Origin of the sequence: Natribacillus halophilus, assembly GCF_900100185.1 — a bacterium.
GTDB classification, from domain to species: Bacteria; Bacillota; Bacilli; order Bacillales; family Marinococcaceae; genus Natribacillus; species Natribacillus halophilus.
On sequence record NZ_FNEN01000001.1, the window covers coordinates 179,417 to 194,216 of the forward strand.

Here is a 14,800-nt window from a genome sequence, read left to right on the forward strand (position 1 = left end):
GGAAAACAATCGGCGAATCCAGCGATTCGCCGATTGTATCATCTGTTGAAACTATTGACGGTATTTATCCAATTGATCGCCGATCATATCTCCAAAAGAGAAACCTGAGTGGTCTTCTTCCGGAGCTTCGGCTTCCCTCTGTACTTTATTTTCCGAGGTAGCCTCGTCTTCCAGCTCCCGAATGCTCAGAGAGATTCTTTGCTCGGAGGGATTAATGTCAAGGACTTTTGCCTGCACCGCTTGTCCTTCTTCCAGCACTTCTTCGGGTGTGCCGATATGACGGTTGGCAATCTGGGAAATATGAACAAGTCCTTCCACGCCCGGAGCCACTTCTACGAATGCGCCGAAGGATACGAGTCGCTTGACTTGTCCATCGATCACATCACCCGGTTGAAATTGACCTTCAATCAATGTCCAGGGACCGGGAAGGGTTTCCTTAATCGACAGAGAAATGCGTTCTTTATCCGGGTCAACGGCGAGGATTTTTACATTGATATCTTCGCCTTCCTTAACGATCTCTCCGGGCGATTCCACACGATGATGGGCCATTTGCGAAATGTGCACCAAACCATCAACCCCGCCGACATCGACGAATGCACCGAAGGATGTTAAGCGCTGAACCGTTCCGGTCACTTCCGAACCGACTTCGAGGTTCTCAAGTACGTCCCGCTTTTTGTATTCTGCTTCTTCGTCAAGGACGGCTCTTCTCGAGAGAATCAACTTGTTGTCATCCGGATCGATTTCGATGATTTTCAGTTCCAGTTGCTTGCCCTTGTAATCAGAGAAGTCCTCAACAAAATGCTGTTCGACGAGCGAAGCCGGGATAAAACCGCGTACACCGACATCGACGACGAGGCCTCCCTTGACAATTTCGGCCACTTCCGCTTCGATATGATCTCCAGCCTCGAAGGTTTCCTGCAAGGATTCCCAGGCTTTATCCGCACGAGCGCCGCGAAGGGAGAGTACAAGCTCATCATCTTCCACTTTGTTCACCTTGAGCTCCACTTCATCGCCTTCACTTAATACATCCGATACTTTCTCCACGTGCAGGCTGGATATTTCACTGATCGGGATAATGCCGTCCACTTTGTAACCAGCGTCGACAAAAGCTTGTTTCTCTTCCACTTTCGTTACTTTTCCACTGACGATATCATCCACGTGGAATTCTTTTACATTGGCCATTTCATTGTTCATCTCTTCAACCATTGCCCATTTTCCTCCTTACCCTTGGCGGGAACAATAACTCTTTTTCAACTAAAGCTTGGCGATAAGCCAAGTTTTTAGTGTTGTTACCGGTTTTTCGGTTTTTGTGCTTCATCCTTGAGCTTTTGAATGTGAGACATAATATGGTCGGTCACTTCACGGGATGAAGCCTGATTTTTTCGTAAACCTTCCAGGGAAATCGGCGAACCGTAGCGAAGGGCCACTCTGCGAAAAGGTTTATATTTCCCCTGTATATAAGCGGGAATAACCGTTGCCTCACTTTTTAGTGCGAAAAAACCCACGCCGGTAAGCCCTTCCCTGATTTCTCCGGTTTCACTGCGGGTTCCTTCCGGAAACAACAGCAACATCTCTCCATTTGCAAGCACGTTGATGCCTTTCCGTAACGCCCCTCGATCACTCCCCCCTCTTTTCACCGGGAAGGCCCCCAGTTTTTGGATTAAGGGACCGAACCATTTCGATGTAAACAGTTCTTCCTTGGCCATGAACCTTAGCGGACGCTTAATATATGAGCCAAGCAAAGGGGGGTCGAAATAGCTTCTGTGATTGCTGCAAATAATTACGGGGCCATCGACTGGTATATTCTCTTTTCCCTCAATTTTGGCGAAAAAAACAAGCGATAATACGATTCGGCTAATAAGTTTTCCTATCTTGTAGATCATGAGCCCTCGGTCTCCTTCTCCCGGGCTATGCGACAAATGCGTGCAACCACTTCTTCGCTCGTTAAATCCGTCGTATCGATAGGCACAGCATCCTTTGCCTGTTTCAGGGGAGCGATGCTTCGTTCCCGGTCGAGATGATCACGACGCTGAAGTTCTTCCCTGGTGGCTAGTATATCAGATGGACGACCATTTGCAATATTTTCTAAATGCCTTCGCTTTGTTCTTTCATCAACAGAGGCATACAGGTATATTTTCAATTCAGCACCGGGGAGAACAAATGTGCCAATATCCCTGCCATCGAGAACAACCCCTTTTTGCTCTGCTATTTTCTGTTGTCTTGCCACCATTTCTTCCCGAATCTTTCCGTGAGCGGAAACTTCGGAAACTTTTCCGGTGACCGCCTGGGAGCGGATTTCCTCTCCGAGAAGCTGTCCGTTGACAAATACCTGGACCTGCGCCTCTTTTTCTCCATGTTTAAGGGTAATATCCATATCCGTCAACAGCCGGAGAAGGCTGTCTTCATCCTGTTCGGATATGTTGGCCTGTAACGCGCGGAAGGTCAGCGAGCGATACATCGCGCCTGTATCAATATATAAATAAGATAAATGTGCAGCGGTTTCTTTCGCGACTGTGCTCTTGCCCGAACCGGCAGGCCCGTCGATGGCGATATTGATCTTGTGCATATTACACCCCGTATGTAGAAGCTAAAAATCGATATGTCGGGGCGACCCGAACACTGTCTCAAGCTTATCATACAACGGTTTACAAGACAAACGATTCAGTCTTGTCAGCCGGAAAAAAAGATGGCCCGCAAGGCTCCCTTACATTTCGCGGGAACCTTGCGGACGCTTGCTACTGATCATATACAGGCTCAGCACCCTGCATTCGTTTGACCTCTTCTTCCTTGCCATCTTCAGCGTTCATATAGAGACGATACGTATCATCGTTCATCGTGCCGTACAATTCATATACCAATTGTTCTTCGCCTTCCTGATTTTCGATCACTGCCAGGTGTTCCTCTCTCACTTCAAGGTTCTCGTGAACCTCGTCCTCGATCTCTTCAAGATCCAATTCCGGCTCCACGTCGTGACGCTCGCGATGGTTGGCCACATAATCGGCTCCCTTGTAACTGACGACATCACCATCATCGAGAGCCACTTCCATCAGGATGGCATCGGGATACAAGCGAACGTCATTGATCGTTGGCGCAAATTGGAAGGTGCCGGTGGAATTGTATTGTTTGCTGTCGACGAGCTCCAGGTCTTCAAACCCTTTCGATTCCAGAAAATCGGCCGCGATCTCGGATGCTTCGTTTAAGCTGATGTTCACATCATTTAAGGGGCGGTCCTGCATCGCCCAGATCGGCAAACCACCGTTCACCGTCATATCCATCATGTAATTGCCTTCTCCCTCGGGATCCTGTATCGCGATGTGATAACCTTCAAAAGGCACTCCCTCGCCGAGAGATTCCACTTGCGCCTCCGCATCATCCGGAAGGTTCATAAAGTCACGCGCCCGCTCGACAGCTTCCTCTTCGTCGAAGGCGTCCTTATCTTCGACCACGTTTGCGATTCTTTCATTCACATCCCCGGGAAAACCGGCATCATCATTCCAGTTGTTCTCGGAAAACCCTTTCGCCTTTTCATCGACGCCCTGAATCCCATCGATGGCTGTTCCTTCACCGGGATCGGTGTTGTTGACGAGTTCAGCTTCAATGTCTGTCCAGCGAATGTCATTCGAAAGTGTATTGGCCTGAACCGCCCGTAAATCATGGGCCATTTCTCCTGCCTGTTCATAGTAGGTCTCCAATTGTTCATACTCATCATCTGTTAATGGCTCTTCTGCCCGATCCCTTATCGCGACATCATGGGTAAATTCAGCTACGTTTGTTAAATATTGTTCCGTTTCACCGACAGGGACAAGTCCCAGCGGCAGTCCGCCCATATCGGAACGTGCCGACGATGATATCCGCCACACCTCAGCGAGTGAACCGGTCATGTTGTCATTGCCATTCATGGCTAAAGAGGCTCCCAACTCATCTTGCATTTGGTCTAAATCGAAAGCCAATTGGTTAAACGCTTTTTGATAATTATTTTCATGGCTCATGGCCAAATCTTCTTTTTCCTGATGTTCATTATAGGCAAACACCCCTGTGCCGATCAACGCGACGGACAATACGGCAATGGTAATTGCTCGAATCAAGTAAATCACCTCCTGTTAGTCTGCAAACACGTGTTTACCAATTTCTGTGTGCACATCACGGCTAAAGATCCATTCGGAAGTCGCGGTTACCGGGTTGTAATAATAAGCCGCACCGTTCGAAGGGTCCTGGCCATTAATCGCATCAAGCACGGCCTCGCGTGCTTCTTCATCCGGCTCCAGATAAATTTGCCCATCTGCAACCGCCGTAAAGGCTCGCGGTTCAAAAACGACCTCGTTCGCCGTGTCGGGAAATTCAGGGTCATCCGTACGGTTAATAATGACCGCCGCGACGGCTACTTTCCCTTCGTAAGGCTCACCCCTGGCCTCGCCGTGAACGGCGTTCGCCATAATCTGGATATCGTTATCCGAATACCCGTCCGGCACATTCATCGCTTCTCCTATATCTGCCTGATTGTCCTGTCCTTCCTCGGGCTCTTCGCCACCTGTCTCCGGCTGATCACCTTCTTGGGCCGGGGCTTCTTCGCCCTCATCCGGAGCGGGTGTTTCTTCCTCCTCTTCGGGAGCGGGCTGCTCCTCTGCTTCTCCCTCTGGTTGCGCTTCACCTTCCCGGGGATTCGGGCCGTAATGGGTGAACTCGTCATCGCTTCGCAATGCATTTTGAACGTATTCTTCATCATACTCCGTTGTCTCATATAATCTTTGTTTCGTCTCATCCCCGACGAGTCCATTCACTTCCATGCCAAATGCTTCTTGATACTCACGGACGCCCCAATAAGTCCCCCAGCCAAATACGCCGTCAATGGTTTGATCAAAATAACCGATGTATTGAAGTCTGGCCTGCAATTCCACAACATCATCGCCTGTAGCACCTTGCTGGATCACTTGCTCACTAAAAGCTTCACCGTTTTTAGTAGCAAAACCAAGCACGCCACACGATACAATCATGGTTGCAAGTAAGTATCGGACGCTTACCTTCAATTGCCTTACCTCCTTCTGATGCAGTTCAAATTGAAAGGATTAACTTTCATTGCCTATATTTTTCGATGTACACCGGAAATTATGCGTAAAAAAAGAAAAAGTCTACCGGGTGGGTAGACTCATTGAAAAAGTATGTTTATACCGATGATCTTTGCGAAGAGTGGGCCTTCGCCTCGTTCGTTAATGCGGCCGTGATATGGAAACGTAAAAACGGGGTAATCAAGTAAATCCGACCAAACAGATCAAGGGCCGCCGCCTGTAAATCCCGGGCAATGGCCATCCCCTCTTCTTCGCCTTTTTGCACATCCTTTCCACAAGCTGACATTCTCTGACGCACCTCGTCCGTGAGGTGGATGCCGGGCACTTCATTATGGAGAAACTCCGCGTTCCTTCCGTTGATCAAGGGCATAAGACCGATATAAATCGGAATGTCCAGGTGGGCGGTCGCTTCCTTTACGCGTTCCATCGTCTCGATATCATAAATCGGTTGCGTCATGATGAAGTCCGCGCCGGCGACGATTTTTTTCTCCAGGCGCTTCGCCGCCTTATCCATTGAACTGACATTCGGATTAAAGGCGGCCCCGACCTTGAACTGGGTTTCCAGCCCCAATGGGCGTCCGGAATGACTGAACCCTTCATTCATCGTCTTAATCAGACGGATGAGATCAAAAGAGGTAAAGTCATACACGGATGTTGCCCCCGGGAAATCCCCCACTTTTGTCGGGTCGCCCGTGATCGCGAGAACGTCGCGGATACCAAGGGCGTGCAGACCGAGGAGATGCGACTGCATACCAATTAAGTTCCGGTCCCGACACGCGATATGCAGTAAGGGATGAGCCCCTGTTTGTTGCTTCATCAATGTCGCAGCGGCGAGGTTATCGATACGCGAAGTGGCAAGGGAATTATCCGCCAGGGTCACTGCATCCGCACCTGCATCGTGAAGCGCCTCGGCCCCTTGTAAAAATTTATCCATTTTAGTGAGGGATTTCGGCGGATCAAGTTCCACGATCATCGATGATTCTTTTTTATGAAGGTCAATGGTTTCACCAATATCTGCCGCCTGTTGCTGCCAGGCAGCGGAAACCTTTGCCCGGGGCTTTCGGAGCGGTGATAGATGTTGTAATTTTTCCCGAAAAGAACGGATATGATCGGGCGTTGTTCCGCAACATCCGCCGAGAAGGTGCACACCTTGCTCTCGGAAGGCACTCGCCTGGCTTTTGAAATATTCCGGATTGGATTGATAGACGAGGCGGCCATCCTGAATGCCGGGCAAACTCGCGTTTGGATAGGCGGATAGAAAAACCCCCTCCGGCAGAGAGACCTCTTCCAGCGAAGCAATCGTCTGGGCGGGGCCCATGCGGCAATTGATACCGACGACATCCGCCCCTTCGTTGGCTAGACGTAAAAGCGCATCATTAATCGGAATGCCGCCATGCAACACGCCGACATCTCCGAGGGAAATATTGCTAATCACCGGTATATGCGGGGACAAACGCTTAATAATCCGCAGTGCCTGTACAAGTTCATGCAGGTCATAATACGTTTCCAGAAGGATCGCGTCCGGATGTTCCGATAAAAGGGCTTCCGCCTGTGTTTCTGTAGTTGTCTTGACTTCATCGTTACTGAAATGACTGGCTCTGCCATCGCGAATGCCTCCGATCGTACCTGCGACAAAGACATCTTCCCCGATCGCCGCCTGTTTGGCGAGCCGTACGCCCTCGGCGTTGATGGTTGTTACCTGCTTTGCCAAACCGTAATTGTCCAGCTTTAATGCGTTAGCTGCATATGTGTTCGACTGAATGACTTGAGCTCCTGCTGCGATATACTCTTTATGAGCGGAAATAACCATCTCTTTTTCATGGCGATTGGCATCCTCGATGGATCCGCTTATTCCCCGCGCGTACAACAGGGTGCCGATCGCGCCATCGCCGAGCATAATCTCATCCTGCAATCTTTCCAGAAACGTCATGTATATCGCTCCTCTCGTCCTGCTATTTGTTTTTCAGCCGCTTCCAGTGCCTGTGTAATGTCAGCACTGATATCCTGCTCGTTTTCAATCCCGCACGATAAACGCAGCAAGTCATTGGTCACACCATTTTTGACGCGCACTTCCTCGGGGATGTCCGCGTGGGTTTGGACACTTGGGTACGTCATTAAACTTTCGACGCCTCCCAGACTTTCGGCAAATGTGACGAGCTGCAGGTGGCGAAGCAAAGGATCGACGAGGCGTTCATCGTGAACTTTAAACGACAGCATACCGCCCTGGCCAGGATAAAGGACCTCTGTGATTAAAGGATGGGACCCGAGCATTTTACAGACAGCGGCAGCATTTTGTTGATGCTTTTCCATTCTGAGAGACAACGTTTTCATCCCGCGCACGAGCAGCCAGGCATCAAAAGCGCCGAGGGTCATCCCGATGCCATTTTGAATATTGAAAAGCCGGGTTCCCAATTCATCATCATCTGCAACGATCAGGCCTGCGACGACATCGTTATGTCCCCCCAGATATTTGGTCGCGCTGTGAATGACGATGTCAGCACCGGATTCAAGGGGTCTTTGCAATAAAGGTGTGTAAAAGGTGTTATCGACGATTAAAAGCAAATCATGTTTGCGCGCGATCTCGCCGAGAGCCTGTAAGTCCGCTTCCTGCATGAGCGGATTCGTCGGCGTTTCAATAAACAATGCCCTCGTGTTGGTTTTAACCGCGCTCTCCACGGATTGCAGGTCCCGCGGGTCGACATAGCGAACATCCACCCCCCATTGCGGCCAATATTCCCGAAACAAGCGATATGTACCGCCGTACAAGTCCAGGGAAGCGATGATATCATCCCCCTGGGAGAATAAGCTAAGCACCGCCTGGATGGCTGCCATACCGGAACTGCAGGCAAAACCGTAGCGACCGCCCTCCAAGTCGGCAATCGTCTCTTCCAACACTTCCCTCGTGGGGTTACCCGTGCGGGCATAGTCATACCCTGTAGACTCCCCGACACCCGTATGTTCAAAAGCGGTACTCATATAAATCGGCGCATTGACAGCACCCGTGCGGTCATCCTTGCGATTGCTCGCCTGAACGAGCCTCGTCTCTTTCGTATACCTTCGTTCCATGAGATCTCCTCCTCCAAGATGTGACCTGAAATAAAGAAAACTTGGCTTATCGCCAAGCCTTTAAGGCGATAAGCCTTAGTTGCACTTATGCAGGATAAGAAAGTGGTTTATACTTTCTTACCTGCTAAAAAAGCCTTCTCCTTATGATGATAAGAAGAAAGCATCGCTCCCGAATGCCTTCTCTTATCTTTCGGAACCATGGTCGTTCCGAAGGAAGTAGCACCTGACTCGAAAGAGCTGGTTGCTGAGACATCTTCGGGCCTTTCCCTCCGTCTCTCTTGATAAGAAAAGTATGTTTATTATCCATTACTTGAGTTAAACCATACAGGAAAATATACAATTATGCAAGCGATTCTAGCAGCGGGAGAAGGGCATCGTCAAAGTCAATATAATCACTTATGTCCGGAAGTGTAGAAACGGAAAATACCAATTCCCTCCGTTTGAGGGATTACTTCGCGTTTCTTGTTCCTCTCGGAGTAGTGCGAACACCGTTTGAGGGATTACAATGCGCTTCTTGTACCTCTCGGAGTAGTACGAACACCGTTTGAGGGATTACAATGCGCTTCTTGTACCTCTCGGGGTAGGGCGAACACCGTCAGAGGGATTACTTTGCCCTTCTTGTACCTCTCGGGGTAGGGCGATCACCCTCAGAGGGATTCCCTTGCCCTTCTGATCCCTCTCGAAGAGGCAATACTTCCACTTGAGGGTTCACAGAGTGGAAAGACGAACGTCATTTCTTTTAATAAATTGTTGTAATTTGATTTTACCGTGGCAGTGAGAGGTGAGAAGTAAGAAAAGCGTGCGGTTGGAACACATTTTTCAGCTGCACCCCTTGATCCACGTTCCTTCACGTCTCCGGATATGCTTCAATGACGAATTGCTCCTCATTACCGCATACGCATTGCTTAAATCCTGTATCATATTCTCCGTTTTTCTTTTGGCGGCCACGCAAGATATATTTCTCGCCACAATTGGGGCAACGAATCACAACACGATACCTCGTATCCGTCGTCATTGGTCGCTTCCCTCCTTTATCAGATGGTGCATCCCGTCATTTGCGAAACGCCTCTTCAAGCTCGGTGACCCCCGTCTCCAAAAGCACGTACAGTTTCATTTTGGCCTTGCGGCTACTATAATCCTTCCCGAGGATAACCCCGTGATTAAGCAGATCGTAAGTACTGCCCGCATATTCGTAGACAGGATAGACCTCACCTTCTTCAGCGCTCGTTGTAATCACAATCGGAATACGGGCACCGGCAATGACGGGCATGAAAGAAGGCGGCACTTGTCCTCTGCCCAGCCCTTCCAGGACGATGGCATCGATGTCGTCCAATTGCAATAGATATTGCAACAAGGCCGGGGAGGTCCCGAAATGGACCTTTACAATTTCTACTTGTACGCGAGGGCTCGTGATATGCGTTTGCGGCTTATAAATATCACGACCAAGCGGGCGTTGAAAAAGATTGACGCGATCATTATCGATGATGCCAAAGTAACCGTAACCTAATGTATTGAACCCTTGTACATTCGAGGCATGGGCTTTGCGCACATATTTGGCAGAAAAAATACGTTCGTTAAAAATAACAACCGGACCGAGCTCGGTCAGTCGCTTATCAGCCGTAGCAATCATGGCGTTTCTTAAATTAACAAAGGCATCGCTCCCCACCTGGTCAGGCCCGCGCTGGGAACCGGTAACGGCCACCGGTTTCTCATTGTCCAGCGTGAGATCGAGGAAATAGGCGACTTCTTCCAGCGTATCCGTGCCTGAGGTTATGACCACACCGGCGATGTCTTCCTCATAAAGTAATTCCTCGATCGTTATACGCAATTGCCATAAATCCTCATAACCAAGATGAGCCGACGGCTTATTAAACAGGGAAACAACCTTTAAGTCAAGATCAAAAGGAACCCCGCACATCTCAATCAGCTCTTCGCCGCTTCTCTCCCCCGCGCGTAAACGACCCTCATTCGTCTCTTTGCTCGCGATCGTCCCTCCGGTTGTGACCAGTGCAATCTTCTTCATAATTTGCCCCTTACGTTTGCCGGACCTTTTCCGCGCTTAATATTGAATCCGCGATTCGATAGCCGTGGTATCGTCCCGTTTCGATCAGGATTTCATTCGCGTTATTACCGGCCGCCAACACACCGGCGATATATAGACCCGACACTTCCGTTTCAAAACTTTCCGGATCATACATGGGCCTTCCGGTTTCTTCATCGATCCCGACACCGGCCGAAGCTAAAAACCGGTGATCGGGATGATATCCGATCATGGCGAAAACGAAGTCGGCGTCAACGTTGCTTTCCTGACCGTTTTTCATAAAATAAACCTTGTGGGGGGTGATACGTGTGATTTCAGCGTCAAAGACCATGCGGACAATTCCCTTGCGGACAAGGCTTTCGAATTCCGGTAGAATCCACGGCTTAATGCTCGACGAATACGTTTCACCCCGGTACATAACGGTCACATTGGCCCCGGCTTTCTCCAGCGCGAGCGTGGCATCGACTGCGGAATTTCTGCCGCCGATGACGACGACATTTTGCCTATGAAAAGGATGGGCTTCCTTAAAATAGTGGTAGACATGAGGAAGATGATCTCCTTCGCAACCGAGTGTATTCGGTTGGTCATAATATCCCGTTGCCATGATGACATAGGATGCCCGGTAAACCTTGCGCTCATCCCCTTTAGCCGTTGCTTCGACTGTAAACGTTCCATCCGCCGTTTTTTGCACATGGTCAACGGCTTCATACGTATGGATGCGCAGTTGTTTGCGGTCAACGACTTCCCGATAATAGGCAAGCGCTTCATTTCTTCTCGGTTTACGGTCAACGGTAATAAAAGGAACATCACCGATCTCCAATTTATCAGCCGTGCTAAAAAACGTTTGATGTGTCGGATAGCGATAGAGCGAGGAGACGATGTTCCCTTTTTCAATCACCAGGGGGTCCCATCCTTTTTCCTTACAGGCAATCGCCGTTGCCAGGCCGCACGGACCGGCTCCGACAATAACAATCTTCTCTTGTATCAAGTTTCATTCCTCCAACCTTACACTTTCCCTTGCTGAACGGTTCTATACCCAGCCCCGGAAACGGGAGGCTTCCGCGAGCTTTTGAACGCCTGTCATATAAGCGGCTTCATGCATGTCCACTTTTCGCTTGCGGGAGAGATCATATACTGAGGTGAGGGCATTTTCCAATATCTCTTGTAATTTGTCGTTCACTTCTTCTTCCGTCCAGTAGTAGCCCTGGTTATTCTGGACCCCTTCCAAATATGAAATGGCTGTGTTTCCGGCACTCGTAAGCAGATTCGGAATCACACATGTTCCTTGTTCATGAAGACGGGCGGTTGCTTCCTGGGAGATTTTATGCCGACCTGTTTCTATAAAGAGACGGGCTGTAATCGTATCCACCGAAAGTGAGGTGATGATGCCCGTGTCTCTGGAAGAATCAATGATCATATCACAGTTGACCTCAAGCAGTTCTTTTTTGGAAATGGATTTTTTAAATAAATTCGTCACCATCCCAAAGCTGTCACGCCGATCCAGCAAATAATCCACATCCAGCCCGTTTGCATCGTGAAGGGCGCCATGGCCATCAGAGATCCCGACAATGCTCACTCCGGCCTCCTCCAATGCTTTCGCCACGTAAGTGCCGACGTTTCCGAAACCGTGAATGACGGCGCGCGCACCTTTTAATGGTAAGTTCAGGCGTTTGGCCGCGGATTTGGCCGTGATGGCGACCCCTTTAGCTACCGCCGCTTCCCGGCCGAGGGACCCGCCTAGAATCACCGGTTTGCCGATGATGAACCCGGGCGTGTCATCGGCTTTCAGCTGGCTGTATTCGTCCAGCATCCAGGCCATCACCTGCGTATTGGTGACCGCGTCAGGGGCAATGACATCTTTTGACGTGCCTATGAAAGACACGAGCGCGCGTACATAGCCCCGGCTCAGCGCCTCCAGTTCACGAAATGACATCTCCATGGGATTGCATACGATGGCACCACTCGCGCCCCCATAGGGAATGTCGATAATCCCTGCTTGCAATGAAGCCCAGATCGCTTGTGCCTGCACATCTTTTTCTGTCACTTCGGGATGAAAACGGACGCCGCCGATGCCCGGGCCGACCGCATCGCTATGCTGCACGCGAAAAGCGGAGAATACTTTCGTTTCCCCATTGTCCATTTTAATGGGAATGCGAACGGCAAGCGTCCGCAGCGGTTCTTTTAACAACTCATATACCTCTGTTTGATAGCCCCATTTTTGCAACGCTGAAGCTATAATGTCTTGTGTCAACGCAAACGTATGACGGGATTTTTCTTTTCGTTCCTCCCCAGCCGCCGCTTCCTGTTTTCCATTCTCCCCCATCGAGGGTCACCTCCATATGCTCGAATTGGATCGGGCTTGGCCTTGGCCCTTCATCCAATGGGTTACACTACATTCTCTTTATTTACTATATTAAAAATCTGTTTCTTTTTCCACGAATGAGGTTTAATGACGGAAGCCAAAAGCATCAGCCAATACCGTTACGGCTCCTTTTTCAATGAGCACTGAACCATGTTCCTTTACGACGGCGGGCGAGTAGGGGCAAGCGTTTCCGAATTCGGAAATAAGGGCTACGAAACGGTCATACCCCAGATAATTCTGTGTGCTTGCCGGAAAACAGAGATAATAGTGTCCTTCCATGAACATGAAAGTCCCGTTTTTGATGTTGAGTCGGCTTAACACCTGAACCAGTTGCAACACGGCTTCGAAATCCGGGAACTTATAAAATAAATCCAACCGTTCATCGACGGTGATATCCATTTCGATCATATCATCTTCTTCTTGCTCGATATCCTCATTTTTGGATATATGGATGACCATGCCCTGGGCGGGCAAAGCAAACACTTCAACGGATAGCGTGCCATCCGCTTTAAAACCAAGTGAGGCATCCGCTTCCATCACGAGATCCCGAAATAACTGATGGACGCGGGGACGGTCCATCCATAAATCTTCTTTCGTTAAACCGCGCTCCTGTAAATCGTCAAAGGTGAGAAATACCTTGATTTTATTAGCGGCAATCCGTTCCAGACGCATAACCGCCCCTCCTTTTGGATCCAGTTGTTTACTGGTCTTTTCTATAAATTATTCAATCGGCCTTAATCTCGTGTATGTAAGGAAAGGAAAAGGCGCTGTTAATAATCACAGTTCCCATTCCCGTGACAGACGCTTCAGCCCACTCCCTGCCTCATCTTGAATAACGCGGGTAAAATGAACATCCGTATCGACATCATCGTTGATATAAATCTTTTCGTTGGTAGCGATGTCGGGCAGTTGATTGACCGGGGCTACTTCCAGGCTTGTCCCAACGACGAGCAAAGCGTCGGATTCCCGGATTCGCTCCATCGCGTATTCCCAGGTATCCATGGGCAGCTGTTCACCGAATAATACGATGTTCGGCCGCAGTTTACCTCCACAACGACGACACCCGTTTTTCGAGATAAAATCCTCCTGTGAAGCATGGGTGCGACAATCGTGACACTTAAATTCTCGCAGATTTCCATGTAATTCAGCAACGTTTGCACTCCCGGCCTCCTGATGCAAACCATCCACATTCTGGGTTGCGATAACAGAAACGATGCCCGCTTTTTGCCATTTTGTGATGATGTCGTGCCCGCTATGCGGCTTGAGCGTTTGCAGACGGTCAAGACGACTGCTGTAAAAGTCATGGAAGTGGTCATAATTTTCCTCGAGTGCTTCCACGGTCGCTGTCTGCATCGGGTCGTGCTTCGCCCACAGGCCGGATTGTGATCTGAAATCAGGCACTCCGCTCTCCGTAGACATGCCGGCCCCGGTTAAAATCGCCAGACGTTTCGGGTGGCTGGTCATGGTAAAACCTCCAATGTCGATAAATTGCCATTAAATTTTAATGGACTTGCCAATCATTTTATTTATAATAATCATAGTAGATATCATGACGGAGTCAATGAGGTGTGCTTATGGATTACATTATTTTTGTTGCAGGTGCCACCTGTTTCGGCATCGGTTTTGTCGTTCTGCTGCTTTTTCTTTACCTGAAAAAATCACTTCTTTTTCCCTTTATTTTTATGGGCCTGGGTATCGTCCTTTGTTTTGTCGGACTCATGACGGCCCAGCCTTTAACCGGGGACTCAGTTACACTTTCTTATCTACAAAAAAATGAATGGATCCACGCAGGGTCCATCCTTAACTATGAAAAAGATTAACATCATGCTCTTTATCGAGCCACTCATACAATGTATAGCTATGGGTGCGTAATTCCTCTGTATGCCAGAGTTCTTCATAGCGCTCTACGACTTCCTTACGCAGTTTTGCATAGTCTTCCTCCGCTTCCTCCAGTTTTTTCCTCTCCAGAATGAGAAAAGCGGAAGCGCCGATGCACATAGCCACGAGCAGAAAGCCATACGCCGATCGGAACGATTGCATGATCGTCGAGCCGAGATTTTCCTGACCCATCGCCAATAATAAAAGAATGATGAAGGCGAATAGCACGGTCGTCGCCCAGGTGGCCATCGTGACCCGTTTTTCCCTTTTCTTTTCTTCTCTTTTCCGTTCAATCAACTCACGAATGACGCGTTCAGCGATCGGGGTCATGTAATGTTCCTTATGAACAGCCATACATACACCTCCATACTAGAATGTATGTCAGCATTG

The 14,800-nt window shown here is 49.3% G+C and carries 15 protein-coding genes and 1 riboswitch; of the genes, 1 reads left to right on the forward strand and 14 read right to left on the reverse strand.

Translation table 11 applies throughout. The features are described 5' to 3' along the window. Window positions 1–51: 51 nt before the first annotated feature. The 13 genes from rpsA to BLS58_RS00895 all read right to left on the reverse strand — a co-directional run bounded on the left by rpsA (window position 52) and on the right by BLS58_RS00895 (window position 13,996). Window positions 52–1,206: a 30S ribosomal protein S1 gene (gene rpsA, locus BLS58_RS00840; RefSeq protein WP_090395659.1), complete on the reverse strand. Its 1,155-nt coding sequence runs from the start codon at window positions 1,204–1,206 to the stop codon at window positions 52–54. An 83-nt stretch (window positions 1,207–1,289) separates the two neighbouring features. After that, the gene (locus tag BLS58_RS00845) at window positions 1,290–1,883 is read right to left on the reverse strand and encodes a lysophospholipid acyltransferase family protein (RefSeq protein ID WP_090395660.1); all 594 of its coding nucleotides are present in this window, start codon (window positions 1,881–1,883) and stop codon (window positions 1,290–1,292) included. Further along, a complete protein-coding gene (cmk, locus tag BLS58_RS00850) occupies window positions 1,880–2,566 on the reverse strand; it encodes a (d)CMP kinase (RefSeq protein ID WP_090395661.1) in 687 nt (228 codons plus the stop codon). Before cmk ends, BLS58_RS00845 begins: the two co-directional genes overlap by 4 nt. A gap of 169 nt (window positions 2,567–2,735) precedes the next feature. After that, window positions 2,736–4,085, reverse strand: a complete 1,350-nt coding sequence (ypeB, locus tag BLS58_RS00855; RefSeq protein WP_176764531.1) for a germination protein YpeB — start codon at window positions 4,083–4,085, stop codon at window positions 2,736–2,738. 15 nt (window positions 4,086–4,100) lie between these two features. Next, window positions 4,101–4,991, reverse strand: a complete 891-nt coding sequence (gene sleB, locus BLS58_RS00860; RefSeq protein ID WP_090395919.1) for a spore cortex-lytic enzyme — start codon at window positions 4,989–4,991, stop codon at window positions 4,101–4,103. Window positions 4,992–5,160: 169 nt separating this feature from the next. Beyond that, window positions 5,161–6,993 (reverse strand): bifunctional homocysteine S-methyltransferase/methylenetetrahydrofolate reductase, encoded by a 1,833-nt coding sequence (locus BLS58_RS00865; protein ID WP_090395663.1) that lies wholly within the window; start codon window positions 6,991–6,993, stop codon window positions 5,161–5,163. Continuing rightward, window positions 6,990–8,129, reverse strand: a complete 1,140-nt coding sequence (locus BLS58_RS00870) for a methionine biosynthesis PLP-dependent protein (protein WP_090395664.1) — start codon at window positions 8,127–8,129, stop codon at window positions 6,990–6,992. The genes BLS58_RS00865 and BLS58_RS00870 overlap by 4 nt, the downstream gene beginning before the upstream one ends. 180 nt (window positions 8,130–8,309) lie before the next feature. After that, a riboswitch (SAM riboswitch) is annotated at window positions 8,310–8,417 on the reverse strand. A gap of 559 nt (window positions 8,418–8,976) precedes the next feature. Beyond that, on the reverse strand, window positions 8,977–9,144 hold the full coding sequence (locus tag BLS58_RS17340) for a hypothetical protein (RefSeq protein WP_176764532.1): 168 nt from the start codon (window positions 9,142–9,144) through the stop codon (window positions 8,977–8,979). Window positions 9,145–9,180: 36 nt separating this feature from the next. Then, on the reverse strand, window positions 9,181–10,152 hold the full coding sequence (locus tag BLS58_RS00875) for an asparaginase (RefSeq protein WP_090395665.1): 972 nt from the start codon (window positions 10,150–10,152) through the stop codon (window positions 9,181–9,183). 10 nt (window positions 10,153–10,162) lie between these two features. Next, window positions 10,163–11,158, reverse strand: coding sequence for a YpdA family putative bacillithiol disulfide reductase (locus BLS58_RS00880; RefSeq protein WP_090395666.1), 996 nt, complete (start codon window positions 11,156–11,158; stop codon window positions 10,163–10,165). A gap of 42 nt (window positions 11,159–11,200) precedes the next feature. Next, the gene (locus BLS58_RS00885) at window positions 11,201–12,493 is read right to left on the reverse strand and encodes a Glu/Leu/Phe/Val family dehydrogenase (protein WP_090395667.1); all 1,293 of its coding nucleotides are present in this window, start codon (window positions 12,491–12,493) and stop codon (window positions 11,201–11,203) included. A 123-nt stretch (window positions 12,494–12,616) separates the two neighbouring features. Beyond that, on the reverse strand, window positions 12,617–13,204 hold the full coding sequence (locus BLS58_RS00890; protein ID WP_090395668.1) for an adaptor protein MecA: 588 nt from the start codon (window positions 13,202–13,204) through the stop codon (window positions 12,617–12,619). Window positions 13,205–13,309: 105 nt separating this feature from the next. After that, the gene (locus BLS58_RS00895; protein WP_090395669.1) at window positions 13,310–13,996 is read right to left on the reverse strand and encodes an SIR2 family NAD-dependent protein deacylase; all 687 of its coding nucleotides are present in this window, start codon (window positions 13,994–13,996) and stop codon (window positions 13,310–13,312) included. 110 nt (window positions 13,997–14,106) lie between these two features. On the opposite strand from BLS58_RS00895, the gene BLS58_RS00900 reads away from it, so the two are divergent. Next, the gene (locus BLS58_RS00900; protein ID WP_090395670.1) at window positions 14,107–14,352 is read left to right on the forward strand and encodes a hypothetical protein; all 246 of its coding nucleotides are present in this window, start codon (window positions 14,107–14,109) and stop codon (window positions 14,350–14,352) included. On the opposite strand, the gene BLS58_RS00905 is transcribed toward BLS58_RS00900, so the two are convergent. Further along, window positions 14,333–14,764 (reverse strand): DUF2663 family protein, encoded by a 432-nt coding sequence (locus tag BLS58_RS00905; protein WP_090395671.1) that lies wholly within the window; start codon window positions 14,762–14,764, stop codon window positions 14,333–14,335. The genes BLS58_RS00900 and BLS58_RS00905 overlap by 20 nt on opposite strands. Between the last annotated feature and the right edge of the window lie 36 nt (window positions 14,765–14,800).

Excerpts from the sequence above, each read along its gene's own strand:
- rpsA (WP_090395659.1), bottom strand. The coding sequence starts at position 1,206 with ATGGTTGAAGAGATGAACAATGAAATGGCCAATGTAAAAGAATTCCAC.
- BLS58_RS00845 (WP_090395660.1), bottom strand. The coding sequence starts at position 1,883 with ATGATCTACAAGATAGGAAAACTTATTAGCCGAATCGTATTATCGCTT.
- cmk (WP_090395661.1), bottom strand. The coding sequence starts at position 2,566 with ATGCACAAGATCAATATCGCCATCGACGGGCCTGCCGGTTCGGGCAAG.
- sleB (WP_090395919.1), bottom strand. The coding sequence starts at position 4,991 with ATGATTGTATCGTGTGGCGTGCTTGGTTTTGCTACTAAAAACGGTGAA.
- BLS58_RS00865 (WP_090395663.1), bottom strand. The coding sequence starts at position 6,993 with ATGACGTTTCTGGAAAGATTGCAGGATGAGATTATGCTCGGCGATGGC.
- BLS58_RS00870 (WP_090395664.1), bottom strand. The coding sequence starts at position 8,129 with ATGGAACGAAGGTATACGAAAGAGACGAGGCTCGTTCAGGCGAGCAAT.
- BLS58_RS17340 (WP_176764532.1), bottom strand. The coding sequence starts at position 9,144 with ATGACGACGGATACGAGGTATCGTGTTGTGATTCGTTGCCCCAATTGT.
- BLS58_RS00875 (WP_090395665.1), bottom strand. The coding sequence starts at position 10,152 with ATGAAGAAGATTGCACTGGTCACAACCGGAGGGACGATCGCGAGCAAA.
- BLS58_RS00885 (WP_090395667.1), bottom strand. The coding sequence starts at position 12,493 with ATGGGGGAGAATGGAAAACAGGAAGCGGCGGCTGGGGAGGAACGAAAA.
- BLS58_RS00890 (WP_090395668.1), bottom strand. The coding sequence starts at position 13,204 with ATGCGTCTGGAACGGATTGCCGCTAATAAAATCAAGGTATTTCTCACC.
- BLS58_RS00895 (WP_090395669.1), bottom strand. The coding sequence starts at position 13,996 with ATGACCAGCCACCCGAAACGTCTGGCGATTTTAACCGGGGCCGGCATG.
- BLS58_RS00900 (WP_090395670.1), top strand. The coding sequence starts at position 14,107 with ATGGATTACATTATTTTTGTTGCAGGTGCCACCTGTTTCGGCATCGGT.
- BLS58_RS00905 (WP_090395671.1), bottom strand. The coding sequence starts at position 14,764 with ATGGCTGTTCATAAGGAACATTACATGACCCCGATCGCTGAACGCGTC.